We start from the raw sequence: 18,351 nt of genomic DNA, 5'->3' as shown, positions 1-18,351 counted from the left end.
CGGCAACCTCCCTAACTCGCCAGCGGAATGGTCAGATGAAAAGCGGCGCCGCCGACGGCGCTCAGCGGGCTTTCGGCCACCAGCTCGCCGCCATGCCCGCGGGCCAGATGGCGAGCAATGGTCAGGCCCAGCCCACTGCCGCCGCTGTCCCGGCTGCGGGAGTGGTCGCTGCGGTAGAAACGTTCGAACAGGTGGGGCAAATCTTCTGCCGCGATGCCAGGGCCGCTGTCCACGACCGAAAGCATGACCGCGGCGGTCGGCGCAGCCACGGGACGCACGCGCACGGTGATGGCGCCGCCGGCCGGCGTGTGGCGCAGGGCGTTGCTGAGCAAGTTAAGAATGACCTGGCGCAAGCGCTGGGCGTCGCCGGCGATGAGCGGCAGCGCCGGCGCGACATCCATGCGCAGCACGATGCCTGCGGCGGCAGCCTGCGCTTGCAGACCGCCAACGACGTCAGCGGCCAGTTCCTCGAGGGCCAGCGGCTGCCGATCGAGCGGCAGTTGACCGGCTTCAGCGCTGGCCAGAGTATGCAGGTCTTCTACCAGGCGGGTCAGCAGGTGCGTGTTGGTCTCGATGGGCGTCAGGGCGGCGAGGGTGAGGGGAAAGACGCCATCTTGCAGCGCTTCCACCTGGCCCTGAATGACGCTCAACGGGGTGCGTAACTCATGCGCGACATCGCTCACCAGGTTGCGGCGCAGGGTTTCCTGGGTTTGCAGGCTTTCGGCCATGCGATTGAACGCGGCCCCGACTTGCGCCAGTTCATCGTCACCATGCACGGGCACGCGGGCGCCGAGGTCGCCCTGGGCCACAGACTGAGAGGCGGCAGCCAATTGATTGAGCGGCCGTGTGATTTGGCGCACGAAGAGCAGGCTGAGCAAGAGCGCCGCCAGCCCCGCGAACAGGGCTGCGACGAGCACGCCTTGCCTGACCCGACTCACCACGTTGGCATCGGGCGTGCCCGGCATCGGCATGGACATGACCCCCTCGATGAGCAACGTGCCGACGACGCGACCATCCACCTGCAACGGCAGCCCCAAGCGTAAGGCGCCCAGGGCCGGCGATTGGCCGATCGTTTCCCCCAGGCTGTCGCCCACGATGAGGCCGCTGGTGCTGTCCACGACCCGCACGCGTGAGTTGCCCATTAGGCCCATGTGCCCCCCCGCCGCGCTGCTGCCTTCGGCGATGACCAGGGCTTGTACACCGTCCCAGGAGCCGATGTGTTGGTAGTGGCTGCTGAGGAGGGTCTGAATCTCGGCCGGCGTGACCATCTGCCCGCGAAAAAGCAGGTGTTCGAACTCGCGCTGCGTTACCCGGTTGGCAGTGATGGTCACTGCGGTCAGGCTGAGGACGATCACGGCCATGAAGGTCAGCAGGAGTTTGGTTGCCAGTGAATGCATTGTCAGAATTGACCCCATGCGGAAGGCGCTAAACCGTCAGTGATCGGCAAATTTATAGCCGTAGTTGAGTATGGTCAAGAGAAAGCGGGGATTGCGGCTGGCGTCGCCCAGTTTACGGCGCAGGTTCTTGACGTGTACGTCAATTGTGCGCTCGTAGCCCTCGTACGCGTCCCCTTGCAGTTTCTCCAGCAACTCCATGCGTGTGAAGGGGCGCCCGGCATCATTCATCAGCAGGTAGAGCAGATCGAATTCAGTGGGGGTCAATTCGACGGCGGCGCCGGCCACGCTCACGTCACGGCGGGTGGGATCCAGGCGCACGTCGCCGATGACCAGGGGGCGAGCCGGCGCGGCGTCTGGCCGGGGCTGGGTGCGACGCAAAATCGTGCGCACACGGGCGACGACTTCACGCGGGCTGAAGGGCTTGCTGACGTAATCATCGGCGCCCAATTCCAGGCCAATCAGGCGGTCCGTTTCTTCGACGCGCGCGGTCAGGATCAAAATGGCGGTCTCGCTGATGGCAGGATCAGGGTCGCGACGCAAGGCGCGGCAGATATCCAGGCCATCCAGGCCCGGCAACATCAGGTCAAGAATGACCAGCGCGGGCTTCTCCCGTCGCGTCAGGTCAAGCCCCAGGCGCCCATCGTGCGCAACCAGGGCGCGGAAACCGGCCTGGGTCAGATAGCTGCGCAGGACATGGGCAATGTCACGTTCGTCTTCGATGATGACAATCGTTTGCATGAGTTAGGAGCCGTCATGAAATAACAGTAGGTGAAATAATGGTCGCAACTCTCACGCTTGCCAAAGGGGCGCAGGTGTAACACTTGTTTCGTGACGGCTCCTTAGTCGAGCGGCATGGCAGCGCGCCCATTGTTTACTGCAAGCGGGCACGAGCTGCGCCTGTTTCTTTCGGCGGAGGAGTGAAGTCAGTTCCCGCTTGCAGTATAGCACAGCAGGGGAGTGGATTACAAACAAGAACCGGGTTTCAACACCGTAGCGGCCTGCCCGAACCGCAATCCGGTTCGGTGGCGACGGTGGTGAAACCCGGTTTCATGCCTGCACCAGCAGGACACAGGGGTGAGTGCGCTGTTACTTAACGGTTGACTCGGCAGGGGCCAGATTTTGCATGGCGTCCAGGCACTGCGCATGCACTTCGGCCGGCGCTACACCAGGGTTGGCAGCCATGAAGTCCTGGCAAGCCTGGGGATCGAAACCGTCAGGCCCATGCATCATCTGCATCATCTGGGGATTGGCCATGTGCTCCTGCATGAGCGCCTGATGCTCAGGGTCGTTCATCATCTCGGTACAGTCCGCCGGCATGGCCTCGCCATTGTGCATTTGCGCATGCATGGCCGACATGGCCCCGCCATTCTGCATTTGCGCATGCATGGCCGACATGGCCTCGCCATTCTGCATTTGCGCATGCATGGCCTGCATGGCTTCGGCATTGACCGTGCCGTCCTGGTTCCACATCTGCCCCATCATCGCGTTCATGCCGACGGGCATGGCGCCGTTGGGGTGCATCTGGGCAAACATGGCCTGCATAGATTCGGCATCAACCGCGCCGCCCATCACGCCCCGCATCATATTCCACACCGTTCCGCTTTGCGCCAGCGCGCCGGTGGCAAAGACGGCCACCAGGCTCAGGGCCAACACCACGGCGATCATTGTCATTACTCGTTTGCTTTTCATACAAGCCCATTCCTTTCGACATCGTTGTGATTCTGTTTCGCCTGGCGAGATTGGCGCTCTGAGCCAGATCAATGCCTCGGCACGCCTATTATGCCCTAGCCAAATGAAGGCCGTGTGAAGCCCATGTGTGAGGCGCGTGGTTAATCGCATCCTTGTCCTGGCGCAAATCTCAGTCAAGAGATGCGACGCGCCTGGTTCGCGCTTGGCGCGCGGGCGGCTTTGCGCTACAATGAGCGGCGCCCCGTGACATTACGTTTTTTTTCGACCAGAGGCTGTCATGCCCGCATCAACCACCAGCACGACCCTGTTCGATCTGCGCCGGCAGCAGGCGACTGATGCCGAGGCGCCGCTGGCCGCGCGCATGCGCCCGCGCACGCTGGACGAGTTCATCGGCCAGGAGCATATCGTGGGGCCGGGCCGGCTGCTGCGCCGCGCGATTCAGGCCGACCAGTTGTCGTCGGTCATCTTTTGGGGACCGCCCGGCAGCGGCAAGACCACCCTCGCACGCATCATCGCCAACACCACGCGCGCCCATTTCATCGCCATCAACGCGGTGCTGGCCGGGGTCAAGGACATTCGCGACGCGGTGGCGGTGGCGCAGGAGCGCCGCGGGCTGCATGGTCAGAAGACGATCCTGTTCGTGGACGAAGTTCATCGCTTCAACAAGGCGCAGCAGGATGCGCTCCTGCCCTGGGTGGAGAACGGCACCGTCATCCTGATCGGCGCGACCACGGAAAATCCCTACTTCGAGGTCAACAAGGCGCTGGTCAGCCGCAGCCGCATCTTTCAACTGCGCAGCCTGACGGAGGACGATCTGCGCGCGGTCGCGCGGCAGGCGCTGGCTGATCCGGTGCGGGGCTATGGCGCGCTGGGCGTGCTGCTCGATGACGACGCGCTCGATCACCTGGTCAGCGTGGCCAATGGCGATGCGCGCAGCGTGCTCAACGCGCTGGAGTTGGCCGTGGAAACCACCCAGCCCGGCGCCGAGGCGGCGCCGGACACCGAGCGGCCGTTGATCCACATCACACGTGACATCGCCGCAGAGTCCATTCAGCGCCGCGCGGTGCTCTACGACAAGGATGGCGACGCCCATTTCGACACGATCAGCGCGTTCATCAAGTCCTTGCGCGGGTCCGATGCGGACGCCGCGCTCTACTGGATGGCGAAAATGGTTTACGCGGGCGAAGACCCGCGCTTCATCTTTCGGCGCATGTTGATCTTTGCCGGCGAAGATGTGGGCCTGGCCGATCCGCACGCCTTGCAGGTGGTGGTGGCCGCGGCGCAGGCGTTCGATTACGTGGGACTGCCGGAGGGGCGCTTTCACCTGGCGACCGCCTGCCTTTACCTGGCGACCGCGCCCAAGAGCAACAGCGCCTTCGCCTTCTTCGATGCGCTGGGCGTGGTGGAGGGGGAGCGGGAGGCCGAGGCGCCCGATCATCTCAAGGACGCCAGCCGCGACGCCGAAGACATGGGGCATGGCAAGGGCTATCTCTATCCGCACGCTTACCGCGATCATTGGGTCGCGCAGCAGTATCTGCCGACCAGCCTGCAAGGCCGCGTCTTCTACCAGCCGGGCAGCCTGGGCTATGAGCGCCAGATTCGGGATGACGTGGCGCGCCGCCGCGAGGCGCAGTTGGCCGCCATGCTCGAAGGCGAGGAGGCCGCGCCGGCGCCAGGCCGCGACACCTGGGGCGGAGATCGGACTTACCAGGGACCGCCCGCGTCCAACCTGTGGCTGCAGCGCACCCTGAGCAACCTGGGCGAGCAGTTGGCACGGCTGCGCGAGCGCGTGATGGCGCTGGCGCAGATCGAACGGCACAGCCTGGTGTTGGACCTCAACGCGGGCAATGGGCTGCTCACCTGGGAGGCCGTGCGCCGTGCGCCGGTCGGCGGCGTGTGGGCGCTGGCCTCAACGGCACGCGAGGCCCAGGCCCTGCAGCAGATGGCAACCCAACTCGATCAGGCAGAACGGCCGGTGATCCTGACCGGCGCAGTCAACGATCTGCCGGCGTTGGTGGCGACGGTGGATGCCGCCACGCGCTTCGACGTGATTGTGGGGCGCAGCGCGCTGACCGCGCAGCCTGACAAGACGGCCGTGTTCCACAGCCTGCTGGCGTTCCTGCGGCCCGGCGGTCGCCTGGCCCTGGCGCAGACCGTGCCCGCGGCCACGCAGCGCATCTACGCGCTGCTGGACCGCAGCGGCCTGCCCGGTGACCTCGCGCAGGCCTGGCAGGCCGCGGAAGAGGCGATCTACGCGGATGCGGACGATGCCCTGGTCAACTGGCAGGCGGAGGATTTGCGGCACATGGCGCTGGCGGCCGGCCTGTACGAGGTGAGCGTGGAGACGGTCGCCGAAACGAGCGCGGTGCGCATCACCCCCGCGCTGCTGGCGCATTGGTTTGCCGAGAGCGAGGATGGCGGGCGCCCCAGCTACATGCAGCGCCTGGCGCAGCAGATGGATGGCGACGCGTTGGCCTACGTGCGCGCCCTGATCGAGCGACAGTTGTTGGGGCAGACCGTGTCATGGGGCAGCGTGGTGGCGTTTGTGAGGGGGGGACGTGGTCCGGACTGACGCTTCCCGATTAGCTTGTTCCGGGGAAGTCGTTCACGTGCGCGCTGAATCGCCTCACGAATCTCTTGAACCCTGATCATGCTATTCCCTCACTTGGTTACCTGGTTCTGAGCGCGGCCTGCGCGGCGAAGTAACCGCACATGCCATGCACGCCGCCGCCGGGTGGGGTGGACGAGGAACAGAGGTAGATGCCGCTGGCCGGTGTCGTGTAGGGATTCAGGCTGGCTACGGGCCGCGTGAAGAGCTGGCGCAGGTCCTGCACGCCGCCGTTGATGTCGCCGCCGATGTAGTTGGGGTTGTACGCGGCCATCTCCGCGGCGTTGCGCGTGCTGCGGGCCAGGATGCGGTCCCGAAAGCCGGGCGCAAAGCGTTCGATCTGCGCCTCGATCGCGCCGGTCATGTCCACGGTTGAGCCATGCGGCACGTGACAGTAGGCCCAGGCTGTGTGCTTGCCCGCGGGGGCGCGCGTCGGATCGAAGGGGGTCTGCTGCACGAAGAGGACATAGGGATGGGCGGCGTGTTCCCCGCGCCAGATCGCGCGTTCGGACGCGGCGATCTCGTCCAGCGTGCCGCCGAGGTGAACGGTGCCGGCCCGCAGACATTCTGCTGCCTGCCACGGCGCCGGCCCGTCGAGCGCATAGTCCACCTTGAAGACGCCTGGACCATAACGGTAGCCACGGAGCTTGCGCCGGTAGGACGCAGGCAGGCGGTCGCCCGCGATGCTCTCCAGTTGGCGCGGCGTGACGTCGAAGAGGGTCGCGGCCGCAGGCGGCAAGTCATCCATGCGCGCCACCCACTGCCCCGTCACGATCTCCCCCCCCAGGCTGCGCAGGTGCGCGGCCAGGCTGTCGGCGATCCGCTGCGAGCCGCCGCGCGCCATGGGCCAACCGACCGCGTGCGCCAGGGTGCCCAGCATCAGCCCGAATGCAGCGGTCGCCGGCCATTCCAGCGGCATGATCGGGTGCGCGGCCATCCCCGCGAACAGGGCGCGGGCGCGCTCGCCGCGGAACAACAGCCGGGTCAGGCTTGCGGCGGGCAACAGGGCCGGCAGGCCGAAGCGCACGAGGCTGATCGGATGCCGCGGGAAGCGCAGTGGGCCGAGCAGCTCCGCGAGCACGTTGCGCCAGTCCGCGGCCAGCGGCCCTATCAGCCGCCGATAGGCGCCCGCATCAGGGCCGAGCTGCGCGGCGGTGGTCTCGACCGACCGTTCGACCAGGACCGCGCTGCCGTCATCCAGGGGATGTGCGATGGCCGCGGGCGGGAAAACCCACGCCAGGCCGTGTTTTGCCAGCGGCAGATCGCGGAAAAACGGTGAGGCTACGCCCAGCGGATGGATCGCGGAACAGACGTCATGCACGAAGCCCGGCAGCGTCAGCGCTGCGGAGCGCGTGCCCCCCCCGATCGTCTCGCTGCCCTCGATCACCAGGACGCGGCGGCCGGCGGTCGCCAGGGTGATGGCGGCCGCCAGGCCGTTGGGGCCTGAGCCGACGATGACGGCATCGTAGGATTGTTTCGAAGCCATGCAGCGCCCCAGATGCTAATTCGCCTGACTGCGGAGCCAGCGCACGGGCGCGGCCAGTGTGTAAAGCCCGGTGCGCACCGCCGAATTATGCCACACGTTCTTCGCTTGCGCCCACTGCACCTTTGGATCTACGAGCACGATCTTCAGGTCAGGCTCCTCACCGTGTACGCCGAAAAAGTCGGCCAGCGCAGTGAGCGTGTACTTCCAGAAGATGTCCTCCTCCTTCAGCAGCCCCAGGCGGAACCCGATCTCATAGATGGGATCGCTGGCGCGCACCAGGGCTTGCACTTGAGCGCAGGTGGTCAGGGCGGTCTGCTCGGCTTCGCTGTCAGGATTTGTCTCCCGCTCCGCGCTGAACGTGATCATGCCGGCGAACATGTGACCCTGCGGCGTCATGAACGAGAAGGACTCGTCGTCGGCGTAGATGACCATGATGCCGGTGGAGATGAGCGGCCCGCCGCCGGGCGCGTTCATCCCGCCGGGGCCGGCAAGGTTGAGCACAGCCACCTGGCCAGGCTCGATCCCCACACCGCCGAAGAAGCGGTTGCCCTTGGGCCAGAACGTGGCGAAGTTCTCCTTCCAGAGCTTGATGACCTGCTCAGGCGTGACGTCCGCGCCGCTGAGGCGGATGCGATAGGTCTTCTGCCACATCTGGCCGAATCCCGCGAGGGGGCCGGAGAGCTGCTTGCCCTCGACGTTCAGATTGGTGGCTTCCGGCGAAATGTCGCCGACCCGAAGCCCGTCTACCGGCTTGGCCCAGTTGGCCGCGTCGCGGGACGGCAGTTGGGCGGCTGGTTGGTTAGTTGATTCGGACATGTGATCTCCTTAGTGTATTGCGCACTGCGTACCTGTCATCCGGCGGCGGCCAGCGCGGCGGCTTCTGTCGGGTGGATGCCGATGGCCTTGTCGAGTTGGGTCAGGTCGAAGATCTGCCGGTAGTGGTCGCTCAGCCCGAAGGCGAGCAGCCGCTGCTTCTGGCGCTGGATGCGGATCAGCAGCGTCACGAGCAGGCCGATGCCGGAGCTGTTCATGTACTCCAGCCCGTCGAAGTTCAAGATGACCGCGTGGGCGCCGGCCGCCGTGGCCCGCGTGTAGGCCTCCATCAGGATGCTCTCGGCCGTGCCGGTGACCTCGCCCCGGATGTCCAGGATGCTGGTCTTGGTATTGATCTTGCGAGTTGTGATATCGAGTTTAATGAGAGACATGGGACCTCCTCGTGTTGCGTGTGGCGTGCGGCGCAATTTGCTATTCGTTGATTCGCTCATTCGCCGATCTGCTATCTGCTATCTGCTATCTGCCCCCGGCGAGCGCGCTGGCCTCGTCCTGGAAGACCGTCATGAAATCGGCCAGGCGGGTGATCTGGAAGATCTCCTGGTAGTGCGGGCTGAGGCCGAAGACGAGCAGGCGGCGCTTGGCTTTGCGGGCACGGGCCAGCAGGCCGACGATCAGCGCGATGCCCGTGCTGTTGATGTAGCTGACCTCGCCGAAGTTCAGCACGATGGTTGGCGGGTTGCGGCCTTCGGCCTCGGTGTAGGCGGCGCTCAGGCCCGCTTCGGCCGCGGCGTTGATCTCCCCGCGCAGGTCAATGATCTCTGCATCGGGCTGGTGTCGGGTACTAGCTTGAAATGGTTTGGCTGGCATTGCGATCTCCTTTCGCAGTGGAAAACAACAAATATGGCCCCAGTTCATCTTCCATTTCTTTCTCCAGGACCATCCCGATATTCCGGGCTACTTTGACCGAAGCGTGATTCTCCGGTTCTATCATGCAGATCAGCCGCGACAGGTGCAGCTCTTCGAAGCCGTAGCGAGCGATCGCCTGCGCGGTTTCGGTTCCCAATCCTTGCCCCCAATACGCTTGGGCCAGCAAATAGGCCACTTCTACTTCTTCACGCTGGTCAATTGTCCAGGGCAGCAGGCCGCAGCGGCCGATGAATCGGCCCGTTTCCTTATGAATGGTCGCCCAGAGTCCCAATTCAGGACGTCGTGGATGTCCATTCATGTGCCACTCAAGTTCCTTGCGCGCTTCATCGCGAGTGCGAGGCGCATCAGGGATGTATTTGCGCACATCCGGGTCGCAATACAGCGCCCACAGGCTCTCAAGGTCGGCCGGCGTCTGATGCCTGAGAATCAGCCGATCGGTCTCAAGGATTTTCATCGGTTCATCACCAGTTCGACGGTGTGATGGACGCCGTCCTCGGTCACGCGCATGTCGTCCACCATGCTGCGGATGAGGAAGAGACCCCAGCCGCGCGGTGATTGCAGCCCCGCCAGCTTGGCCTCCAGGTCGGGCGTGTCAACCTCGGGAATCGGCTGGCCGCCGCCGTGATCGCTGATGCTGACGATCAGCTCGTCGGCATCGGCGCGTACTTGAATAGCGACCGGTTTCTCCGGGTCGTAACGGTTGCCGTGCTCCATGGCGTTCATCGTCGCCTCGCCCACCGCGGTCTTGAGCCGCTCCAGCCGATCCGCGGACAAGCCCAGCCCTGCGACTGCGGCTACGACCCGTTCCATCGCCTCGCGTTCGTTGTCGGTTGTGCTGGCGACCGTGAAGTCAGCGAGGACCTCACCCCCCGACCCCCTCTCCCTGCAAGGGAGAGGGGGGGAGGTGCGCTCCAGCGTCACGAACGTCACGTCGTCCTCTTGTTCCCAGCCGGGGCCGGTGAAGTCGGCCAGGGCGCCGCGCAACTGCTCGATGAGGTCAGCGCCGCTGCCCAGACCGCCAGCCAGGGTGCGCAGCCGCGGGAAGCTGAACATCTCGCCCTGCGGGTTGTGCGCCTCGACCAGGCCGTCGGAGTAGATCAGGATGATCTCGCCAGGCTCCAACAGCGCCTCGTGCTCGTCATAGGTCATTTCCGGCAGCAGCCCCAGTGGCATGCCGGTGGCGCGCAGCTCAACGACCGCATCCGCAGTGCGCTTGGTGGGCAGGTTGTGGCCGGCGTTGGCGAAAACGAAGCGCCCAGTCGCGGGATTGAGCACGCCGTAGAGGCACGTCACGAACATGCTGGGCGGGAGGTCGGGGCAGAGCAGGTCGTTGACGTGCGCCAGGACTTTGCCGGGAGAGGTGGGATCCTGTTCGGCCGCGACGCGCAGAATACCGCGCGTGGCCGCCATGACGAGCGCCGCGGGCACGCCCTTGCCAGTCACGTCGGCCTCGACCACACCCAGGTTGCCGTCGGGCAAGGCGATGAAGTCATAGAAGTCGCCGCTGACCGCCTGGGCCGGCTGCCAGTAGGCCGCCACCTGCCAGCCATCCAGCTCGGGCAGTTCCTTCGGGAGAAGGGTCTGCTGGACGACGCGGGCGACGCGCAGCTCCTGTTCCAGCCGCTCACGGGCCTGCGTCTCGATCTGCTGCTGGCGGACGAGCTGGGCCACGCGCACGGCCGGCGCGGCCTGGGTCGCCAGGTCGGCGAGGAGCTGGCGGTCGTCGGCCGTGTACTCCTGCTCGCTGCGCCGCGGGCCCAGGTTCAGCAGGCCGATCAACTCACCCTGGCCGGCCAGCGGTGCGATCAGCCTGACCCCGGCCTCGCGCAGCGCACGCAGCGCGGGCGAGTCCAGCTTAAGCCGATCGAGGTCCACCGCGCCGCCGGTGCTCAGCAAGTACGCGCTCAGCGGGTCGTTGGGCGCGAAATCCAGCGGCAGGATCTGGGCTGCCACCGGGGCCGGCTCGGCCGGCGCCTCGGCGGGGATGGGCAAGGTCGCCTCTCCCTGAGACTGTTTACGAAATAGATTGCGCATAATTGCTCCGTCTTCCTTGTGACAACGTGACAGCTTAAGTGTAGCGGATGACCGTCCTGAGATCGTTACGGCAAGCGTTACGAAACACGGACTTTTCTTTCCTGCAGCTCACCGCCGTGCGCTTTCATGCAGGGGGAATCAATGATATACTGTCGCCAGAATCTGTATGCAGTTGTTCAATCCAAAGGTGACCACGATGACTCTCGCAGCACCCGAACCAGCGATCTCCACCCAGCCAGACGCGCCCTTGATCGGGGCGCTCAGGGCGCATGGTGTGCGTCACATCGCGGTTGCCGAACCGGCTGCGCCCTACAGCGCTGTCGAATCCACATCTTTAATCGCACATCTGGCCGACCATCCAGACCCGCGCCTGCGAGAAGCGCTTATTCCGCTGTTTCTGCGCCAACCTGAGCTGGCTGATCAGACGCCAGGGCTGGTTGACCGTCTGCCGCCGTTGGCTGCTAACGTGCTGCGCCATTTCTACACAGCGGCGGTCTATCTTCAACGGTTCTGGCTGAGCACCTTGCGCATGCACCTTGGCGGCTTTCCGCTGCTGCCCGACTACTTCGGACGAGCGCATTATGGTCTGCCAGGTCCCGACGATCGCTTTGGCGAGGCGGGACTGCGCGGCCTTGCCAGGCTCTACACGGACAAGACCGGCCTCGATTGGCTAAGCGTCTACGAATCAACGATGAACCTCTTTTTGCAGCAGCTCAACCTGGAGCAGAGACATCATGGCTGAGCCATTGGTTAATGCGCAAGTGTTGGAAGCCTTCTTGCAGCGGCTTGGCCGCTGCTTCCATTTCCATGCCAGGCTTTACCTGGTGGGCGGAAGTTCGCTGCTGCTGGTCGCGGGCAAGACAAGCACCTTCGACATTGACGTCCAGTTCTCCACTGCCCATGAGCATCACGCTGAGTTCATCCGCTGCTTGCGCACCGTGAGCCGGGAGATGGGCATCCTGGTCGAATTGGCATCGCCCGAGCAGTTCATCCCGCTTCCGGCGGGATTTCAGGAGCGCTGCCAATTCGTCGGCCGGTACGGATCGTTGGATGTCTTTCACTTCGATTTCTACTCCATCGCCCTGGCCAAGGTACACCGTGGCAACGAAAAGGACTTCGACGATGTTGTGCGCATGGTCAAAACCGAACTGATCAGCTTGTCTACGCTCGAGGCCTACCTGGCGCAGATCCTCCCCGATTACGAATTCTACCAGCCCACCGCCGACCCCGAAATGTTTCGCCGTAAATTCGCGCTGCTGAAAGATAAGCTCGGCGCGGCCGGCGTTTAGCTTTTCATGCTATAATGACACTGCGATTGTACGAACCCGAAGTGCGAGAAAGGAGTGAGATCGCATGTCCTATCGTTACCAGCCAAACGTTCGGTTGGACACTGCCAACGTCCGACGGCCACAGTTGGTCGTGGCTGTGCCGCCCGATCAAGCAGACAGCGTCCGCGAGGCGCTGGCAAAGCTGGCAAGCAGCACGGCGCCAGGCGCTTCCGCCCAGAAAGTGATCCTGGATGCCCTGCGCATGGCAGCCGAGCAGACCTATTTCTGGACGCCGGAGTGGCAGGAAAAGGAGCGCGCCGCAAACCTGGCCATCGCCGAGGGCCGCGTGCAGACCTTTGATCGGGTTGACGATATGATTGCTTTTCTGGACCAGCAATGAAGTAAGGCGAAATTTCACTCCAGTACGTCTTCACTTTCCACATCGAACAAGATCCTCAGACCGGGGAACTCATCTACGTCTTTCGCAACATCGGCACCCACGACATTTATCGTCGTCCCTGAACCGGGGCCGACTCCTTCAACCATACACTGACTTTCTCCGGCTGCAGCGTCTCCTGCACCACGCGGGCCAGTTCCCCCGTCAACGCGTCCAGGTTGGCCTCGTCGCGGGCCGTGACGGCGGAACCCCGATTCCCCGGCCGAGGTTTGAGCGTCTTGGTGATTACCGCGCGCTGTAGTATAATTTTCACATTATGGACGAACGCGAGTTCTTTATTCCCTTGCCCGACGCCACAGCGCCGCGCGTCCGATACCTGAAAGATCGTGGCCGGATATTGCGGTTTACTGTGCAGTTGGAGACGTTGATCGGTCAAGACTGGACTCCGATCGTGCGCTATGACAATGCGCATCAATTTGTGCATCGGGATGATCTTAAGCCCGATGGCTCTCAGGTCAAGACACCGCCCATGATGTTCGCCGACAACGAAGAAGCGGTCAACTTTGCGCTGCGGGATCTCCGAACGAACTACCGCTTTTACATGCAAAGGTATTGGCAATGGAAAACAGAATGAACGCTCAAACAATGGCTGACAAGATCTTCGAGTTGAGCGAACAGTTCAACCGATACATTTTCGATCATCCCGAGATTCTTGACAGGATTCCGGACAAAGCGACGCTGGTCTTGCTCGATGTGGATGATCCGGAATTCAACAAAGCCAACCTGGCTCTGGCGGAGGCCACGCCGTTGCCGCCTGGCAGTGAACGCATCCACATCAAGATGCAGAAACGGGTGCGCATCGTACAGCAGATTCACTGGGACGCCGACATCCGGCAGGTTCCACAGTTGGCCTGATCGTGCAAACTGATCATGCTCCTTCTCAGCCCGAATGGCTTCAACCAGCCTTCGGGCTTTTTGTTTCTCTCAGCCAAACGCTCACCCGCTCCGGCTGCAGCGTCTCCTGCACCACACGCGCCAGCTCCGCGGTCAGCGCGTCGAGATCGGTCTCGTCGCGCGCGGTGATGGCGAACTGCGCCAGCACTTGCTGGGCGTTGTACTTCTTGCGGAAGAAGCGCCGGTCAATCGCGTCCTGAATGCGGCGGCGCAGGGGCGTAAACAGCGCGGCGATCGCGAGCGTCGAGACCACCACCGCCAGCGGCGATTGTTCGACGCTCGTCAGCGTCCCGACCAGCCGCTGGAGGAGCACCACGCTGCCGAAGTAAACCAGCGCCAGCAGCGCCGTCAACACTGCGTAGACCAGCGTTTTTCGGATGACGACGTCAACTCCCCACAGGTTGTGGCGCAGAACGGCTATACCGATCCCTAAGGCCAGGAAGGACTGCCAGAAGATATAGGTGATCAGAATTACCCAGTAGGCAACTTGCGGCCCGAACAATCTCTCGAACGGGATAACACCAAGCAGGATGCCTACTCCAAGTAACCAGCCTAGCCAACGGATCTGCAGCCGCAGGCGCTCGTCGCCGGAGCGATAGCGCAAGAGCAGGGTGACCAGAGCGATGGTCATTACCGCCAGATACGCCACCAGGTAAATCATTAGCCCTGTGCCCCTCAGCGAGGGGATGTAGAGAAGATTGGGAATGTTGCCCGGCGAGTCTGGTTTATAATAGCCAAACAAGTAAAATATGCCGGCTACGACCACCAGACCGGTCATGAGTGGAAGCCAGCGTGCCAGCCGTGACGGGTATGGTTTGCCATCGGGAAACAACAATAGCAACAAGATAGCCGCCGGGCAGGAGATGCAGAAGAAGATTATTCCAAAGGCCGTGGATGCCAGGGTTCCAACCTGCACATTCACCCATTCCGAGCGCAACGACCAGCCGGTCGCACCAACTCCCCACAAAAGCAGCAAGGGACCTACCAGGTTGCCTGGCACGCGCCGCATCACAAAAAGAGCTGTCAGGACGGTGGTGATACCGGTCAGTGCCGAGAGCCAGCGAAAACCAGGACCACCCGCATTGGGCCCCGCGGTAACGGGGTGAGTGACCAGGTCAAACAACATCCAAAGCCAATACGCCAACATTAGCCCAAGCACGAGTTTGCCGAGGATGCGGTCAGTGTCTCGACGGCCCGGTATTCGGTTCATCATCGTTACACCGTCTCCGATTTATGACCAGAAGGAGTCAACCACACGCTCACCCGCTCCGGCTGCAACGTCTCCTGCACCACGTGCGTCAACTCCGCGGTCAGCGCGTCGAGATCGGTCTCATCGCGCGCCGTCTGAGCGAATTGCGCCAGCACCCTCTGGCTGTCGTACTTCTTGCGGAAGAAGCGGCGGTCGATGAAGTCCTGCACGCGATGGCGGAGGGGGGTGAACAACGCGGCAATCCCCAGCGTGGTGACCACGGTGACGATGGGAGAACTCGCGGACCCCGTCAAGGGGCCGAGAATTCCCTGGAGGATCACGATCCCCCGAAATACACAAAGTGCCAACAGGCCGGTCAGCAGGGTGTATTGCAAGGTGCGGCGGATGAGGATGTCAACGTCCCACAAACGCGAGCGCAAAATTCCAATCCCGATAAAAATGGGAATCATCAAAGGCGAGAGACTATAACCAATACCCTGCACGATGTCGCAATAGAGTTTGGGTCCACCAAGAGGATCACAAGAAATTGGCCCATTTGCCACAAGCGCTAGGGTCGTTGCGATGCCTGCCATCGCCAGCACAATGCCGAATATCACCCATTTCGTCTGCTGGCGTTCGTTGAATGTCATCACCCGCCGGTAGCGATAGACGGGTACGACGATGCAAGAAACCACAAAAGACAAACCGAAGATGAAGTTATAGGCAATTGGAAAATTAGAATTCGCGAATGGGATGGGAATAAAAAGAACACACAATAAGCCCAAAAAGCCAGGCCAGGCCGCGTGGCTTGAAAGCGGTATTGGGGAAAAGATAGATCAAGCTGACCAAACAAGGGAAACTTGCATAGTTGAAGATGTTATTCACCCAAACCCATGCAGGAATGTGATCGGCCAGGAGGCCCATGGTTCCCCCAAAACTGGCCCCGATGATGATCAACAGCACAGAGAACAGCAAAGCACGCCGGTCATTGGATTTGACCAGGAAAATTACTGTCCCCATCCCCATCCACCCCAGAAAAACTATTATACGTGTGATGTGAAATGCTATGCGTTGACGGTGTAGGTCAGGACATCAATGGCAAAGAAGCGGCGCAAGTACAACCGAAGGATGCCACCAGCGATCTTGGCAATAATGCGAGAGCAGAGTCCCTTGACGGTATGGGCGAGCGTATGCTCAACCGAACGCCCCCCTTCTTTCAAGATGTCAAAAGCACCTTCGATGCGTTCACGGACGCTGTTCAGCAGGCGGTCGAATTCGCGGGGATTCTGGACCTTTTGGTTTTCGCGCTTGGTCGTCCAGACATGGACACCTTGCCGAGACCAGTCGGCTTGCCACTCTTCACCGATGAAGCCTTTGTCGGACCAGACGTTGCTGTCTGGTGGGAGTGAATCGAGGATTTCGTCGGCAGCCTCGCGCTCATCGGTGTTGGCGGGCACGAGTTCAAAGGCATAGGGCGTGCCATTGAGTGTGGTCAACATGACCAACTTGTAGCCGAGTTACTCAACCGACGGGCTGCACAATAGCCGTACTCGGCTGAACCGCGAAAGTCACTGTGGCTCTTGTCCCGCCGATAGCCCATGGCGATGACGGGTGTGGTGTCGAGCAGAAAGTGCCGCTCGAACTGCACCCCCAGTTCGGTCGCCCACTCTTTGCGCAACTCGTTGAGCAAAGCATTGCAGACTGCGCGCACGACGATTGTACTGGCTCTGGGTGAGCAACTTGGGAAACAACGCCAAGTGATCTGCCCGAATGAAGCAGACAAAACGTCGTTCGCTGGTGAACTCGAAAAATGTCAATCGCCAGCATCAGGTCAGCACCTCACTATCGCTGAATTCCGGCTTTGACCCGACGGTGCGACCTAGCAGACGTGCGCCTTTGCGCTGATACCAGTCGTCGACCAGACAGTAGGTAACAAGCATCAACTCTGCCGTGCAAATAGACATGGACATCAAACACCTCCTCTACCCTAGATAACGCTACTTTCATCACAGCGTTACTTTACCCAACTTTGGTAGTGGTGTCCAGTCCTCATTTCACATCACACGTATTATATTAGGGATGATCTGGAAAATTACCCACTGTTCCACGCTGATTCCGCTGGCCTGCAAAATTTTCGCATAAACGGGAGTCATCTGGCACGTTTCGCAAACCATATTTAATAGCCGGACGTAAGGTGGCCAGCTTGCCATCACAACGCCAAACATCGCCAGCGCAATCACCATCCAGGTCAAGCGTGCCCAGGCGAGTTGGTTGCCCTTCAAAATGTAAGGAGCATTATTCTCCATAGCTGTTTCTCCGGGGTTTTTCTGTCGGCTGCAACCACAAACTGACCTTCTCCGGTTGCATCGTCTCCTGCACCACGCGTGTCAATTCGGCCGTGAGCGCTTCTAACGACACCTCGTCGCGGGCGGTGAGCGCGAACTGGGCCAGCACCTGGGCGGCGTCGTACTTCTTGCGGAAGAAACGACGGTCAATGCCATCCTGGATACGGCGGCGCAGGGGCGTAAAGAGCGCAGCGATCGCCAGCGTCGAGACCACCACCGCCAGCGGCGATTGCTCGACGCCGGTCAGCGTCCCGAACAGCCGTTGCAACAGCACCACGCTGCCGAAGTAGACCAGACCCAAGAGCGCGCTAAGCACAGCGTAAACCAGCGTCTTGCGGATGATGACGTCAATGTCGAACAGGCGATAGCGGGTGATGGCGATGGCGATGCACACGGGCAACAGGAGGATCAGCCACAGCATCCAATTGAGGTTGGCGCCGCCGAAGTCGCCCCCGGTCACCAACACCCCGATCATCCCCAGGAAGGGAACGCCCAGCCCGAGCCCCATCCCCAGGGTCAGCCAGCGCAACTGCGCCCGCGCCACCGGTTCAACCAAGGTCCGCCAGTTGTGGATGAGCGAGCCGAAGATGGAGACCACCGTCAGGACCAGGTAGAGCATGAACAGCAGGAACAGAGCGGGCGACAGCGAACCGCTGATCACGACGGTTTGATAGCTGCCCCCAAGGCAGACGACGAAGGCAATGCCGTACAAAAGCGCGGGTAGCAGGCGGGGGAAGCGACGCAGCGGCGCCTTGATGACCGGGAACGCCAGCGGCAACTGGATCAGCGTTGCGAAGAAGAACCACGCCCAGGAGAGGCCCATCATCTGGGTGATTGCTTGTGCGCCGGCCGGGAAAGTGAATCGATAGAGCGAGGAGACCGTGAAACTGAACCAGGCTAAGGCAAAATAGTAGCCAAAAATAAGCAGCAGGTAACGGGCGCCGAGGTTGCCCGGCCGCAGAAAGAAGGCCAAGGCAACCACCAGCAACGCCACCAGCGATACGACCATCTCGCGCGGCTCGAGACGGAATTGTCCCACCAGGCTGCGCCACAGGGCTAAGGCATCGAGTTGCAGTAAAGGCGCGTCCACATCCAGCGTCTGCTCGCCGCGCTCGATGGTGTAACGCACCGTTTGCCCCGCGCGCAGGTCGGGCGGGAAGGGTGGGATGCCGTCCGGCGCAAGTTGCTGTCCGTTGATGGCGACAACCCGATCGCCCACCTCCAGGACAGAGGGCGCGCCGCTGAGATTGATCTCAGCCGTGAACGCGCCCTGGCGGTTATCG

22 protein-coding genes and 1 pseudogene are annotated in these 18,351 nt (G+C 62.3%); 6 read left to right on the top strand and 17 right to left on the bottom strand.

All coding sequences use genetic code 11. From position 1 onward, the window contains the following. Window positions 1-11 precede the first annotated feature (11 nt). From IPM84_00115 to IPM84_00105, 3 genes are all read right to left on the bottom strand, one after another. Window positions 12-1,397, bottom strand: a complete 1,386-nt coding sequence (locus IPM84_00115) for a HAMP domain-containing protein (protein MBK9091201.1) — start codon at window positions 1,395-1,397, stop codon at window positions 12-14. A gap of 36 nt (window positions 1,398-1,433) precedes the next feature. Continuing rightward, window positions 1,434-2,135, bottom strand: coding sequence for a response regulator transcription factor (locus IPM84_00110; protein MBK9091200.1), 702 nt, complete (start codon window positions 2,133-2,135; stop codon window positions 1,434-1,436). 348 nt (window positions 2,136-2,483) lie between these two features. Beyond that, window positions 2,484-3,086 (bottom strand): hypothetical protein, encoded by a 603-nt coding sequence (locus IPM84_00105; GenBank protein MBK9091199.1) that lies wholly within the window; start codon window positions 3,084-3,086, stop codon window positions 2,484-2,486. A gap of 277 nt (window positions 3,087-3,363) precedes the next feature. Between IPM84_00105 and IPM84_00100 the strand changes: the two genes are divergently transcribed. Next, window positions 3,364-5,658 carry an AAA family ATPase gene (locus IPM84_00100; protein MBK9091198.1) on the top strand — a complete coding sequence of 765 codons (2,295 nt, stop codon included), beginning with the start codon at window positions 3,364-3,366 and terminating at the stop codon, window positions 5,656-5,658. Between the two features lie 97 nt (window positions 5,659-5,755). On the opposite strand, the gene IPM84_00095 is transcribed toward IPM84_00100, so the two are convergent. From IPM84_00095 to IPM84_00070, 6 genes are all read right to left on the bottom strand, one after another. After that, window positions 5,756-7,180: an NAD(P)/FAD-dependent oxidoreductase gene (locus IPM84_00095; GenBank protein ID MBK9091197.1), complete on the bottom strand. Its 1,425-nt coding sequence runs from the start codon at window positions 7,178-7,180 to the stop codon at window positions 5,756-5,758. A 15-nt stretch (window positions 7,181-7,195) separates the two neighbouring features. Further along, window positions 7,196-7,996, bottom strand: coding sequence for a hypothetical protein (locus IPM84_00090; GenBank protein MBK9091196.1), 801 nt, complete (start codon window positions 7,994-7,996; stop codon window positions 7,196-7,198). A 35-nt stretch (window positions 7,997-8,031) separates the two neighbouring features. Beyond that, window positions 8,032-8,385 (bottom strand): STAS domain-containing protein, encoded by a 354-nt coding sequence (locus IPM84_00085; protein MBK9091195.1) that lies wholly within the window; start codon window positions 8,383-8,385, stop codon window positions 8,032-8,034. 85 nt (window positions 8,386-8,470) lie between these two features. Continuing rightward, a complete protein-coding gene (locus IPM84_00080) occupies window positions 8,471-8,821 on the bottom strand; it encodes an STAS domain-containing protein (GenBank protein ID MBK9091194.1) in 351 nt (116 codons plus the stop codon). Next, entirely contained in the window at window positions 8,796-9,335 is a 540-nt protein-coding gene (locus IPM84_00075) for a GNAT family N-acetyltransferase (GenBank protein ID MBK9091193.1), read from the bottom strand. The genes IPM84_00080 and IPM84_00075 overlap by 26 nt, the downstream gene beginning before the upstream one ends. Beyond that, on the bottom strand, window positions 9,332-10,915 hold the full coding sequence (locus tag IPM84_00070; GenBank protein ID MBK9091192.1) for a SpoIIE family protein phosphatase: 1,584 nt from the start codon (window positions 10,913-10,915) through the stop codon (window positions 9,332-9,334). The genes IPM84_00075 and IPM84_00070 overlap by 4 nt, the downstream gene beginning before the upstream one ends. A gap of 196 nt (window positions 10,916-11,111) precedes the next feature. Between IPM84_00070 and IPM84_00065 the strand changes: the two genes are divergently transcribed. From IPM84_00065 to IPM84_00055, 3 genes are all read left to right on the top strand, one after another. Next, window positions 11,112-11,657 (top strand): hypothetical protein, encoded by a 546-nt coding sequence (locus IPM84_00065; GenBank protein MBK9091191.1) that lies wholly within the window; start codon window positions 11,112-11,114, stop codon window positions 11,655-11,657. After that, window positions 11,650-12,204, top strand: coding sequence for a hypothetical protein (locus tag IPM84_00060; protein ID MBK9091190.1), 555 nt, complete (start codon window positions 11,650-11,652; stop codon window positions 12,202-12,204). The genes IPM84_00065 and IPM84_00060 overlap by 8 nt, the downstream gene beginning before the upstream one ends. A 64-nt stretch (window positions 12,205-12,268) precedes the next feature. After that, window positions 12,269-12,583, top strand: a complete 315-nt coding sequence (locus IPM84_00055; protein ID MBK9091189.1) for a hypothetical protein — start codon at window positions 12,269-12,271, stop codon at window positions 12,581-12,583. A gap of 106 nt (window positions 12,584-12,689) precedes the next feature. Here IPM84_00055 and IPM84_00050 read toward each other — a convergent pair whose 3' ends face one another. After that, complete coding sequence (locus tag IPM84_00050) at window positions 12,690-13,016, bottom strand: hypothetical protein (GenBank protein ID MBK9091188.1); 327 nt, start codon at window positions 13,014-13,016, stop codon at window positions 12,690-12,692. A 15-nt stretch (window positions 13,017-13,031) separates the two neighbouring features. Between IPM84_00050 and IPM84_00045 the strand changes: the two genes are divergently transcribed. Further along, on the top strand, window positions 13,032-13,214 hold the full coding sequence (locus tag IPM84_00045) for a hypothetical protein (GenBank protein ID MBK9091187.1): 183 nt from the start codon (window positions 13,032-13,034) through the stop codon (window positions 13,212-13,214). Beyond that, window positions 13,211-13,495 carry a hypothetical protein gene (locus IPM84_00040; GenBank protein ID MBK9091186.1) on the top strand — a complete coding sequence of 95 codons (285 nt, stop codon included), beginning with the start codon at window positions 13,211-13,213 and terminating at the stop codon, window positions 13,493-13,495. Before IPM84_00045 ends, IPM84_00040 begins: the two co-directional genes overlap by 4 nt. 40 nt (window positions 13,496-13,535) lie before the next feature. Here IPM84_00040 and IPM84_00035 read toward each other — a convergent pair whose 3' ends face one another. From IPM84_00035 to IPM84_00005, 7 genes and pseudogenes are all read right to left on the bottom strand, one after another. Further along, window positions 13,536-14,747, bottom strand: coding sequence for a hypothetical protein (locus tag IPM84_00035; protein ID MBK9091185.1), 1,212 nt, complete (start codon window positions 14,745-14,747; stop codon window positions 13,536-13,538). 2 nt (window positions 14,748-14,749) lie between these two features. Further along, window positions 14,750-15,373: a hypothetical protein gene (locus IPM84_00030; protein ID MBK9091184.1), complete on the bottom strand. Its 624-nt coding sequence runs from the start codon at window positions 15,371-15,373 to the stop codon at window positions 14,750-14,752. A gap of 85 nt (window positions 15,374-15,458) precedes the next feature. After that, window positions 15,459-15,743, bottom strand: coding sequence for a hypothetical protein (locus IPM84_00025; protein MBK9091183.1), 285 nt, complete (start codon window positions 15,741-15,743; stop codon window positions 15,459-15,461). Between the two features lie 44 nt (window positions 15,744-15,787). Further along, window positions 15,788-16,413 (bottom strand): annotated as a pseudogene (locus tag IPM84_00020) (IS982 family transposase). A 136-nt stretch (window positions 16,414-16,549) separates the two neighbouring features. Beyond that, window positions 16,550-16,693 carry a hypothetical protein gene (locus IPM84_00015; protein ID MBK9091182.1) on the bottom strand — a complete coding sequence of 48 codons (144 nt, stop codon included), beginning with the start codon at window positions 16,691-16,693 and terminating at the stop codon, window positions 16,550-16,552. 84 nt (window positions 16,694-16,777) lie between these two features. Then, the gene (locus tag IPM84_00010) at window positions 16,778-17,029 is read right to left on the bottom strand and encodes a hypothetical protein (protein ID MBK9091181.1); all 252 of its coding nucleotides are present in this window, start codon (window positions 17,027-17,029) and stop codon (window positions 16,778-16,780) included. Continuing rightward, the coding region (locus tag IPM84_00005; protein MBK9091180.1) for a hypothetical protein at window positions 17,019-18,351 on the bottom strand (1,333 nt) is incomplete at its 5' end. The genes IPM84_00010 and IPM84_00005, both read right to left, overlap by 11 nt.

Source organism: Candidatus Amarolinea dominans (assembly GCA_016719785.1).
Taxonomy (GTDB): domain Bacteria; phylum Chloroflexota; class Anaerolineae; order SSC4; family Amarolineaceae; genus Amarolinea; species Amarolinea dominans.
Note: the sequence above shows the minus strand (reverse complement) of the source record. Positions and strands in the feature narration are given on the sequence as shown.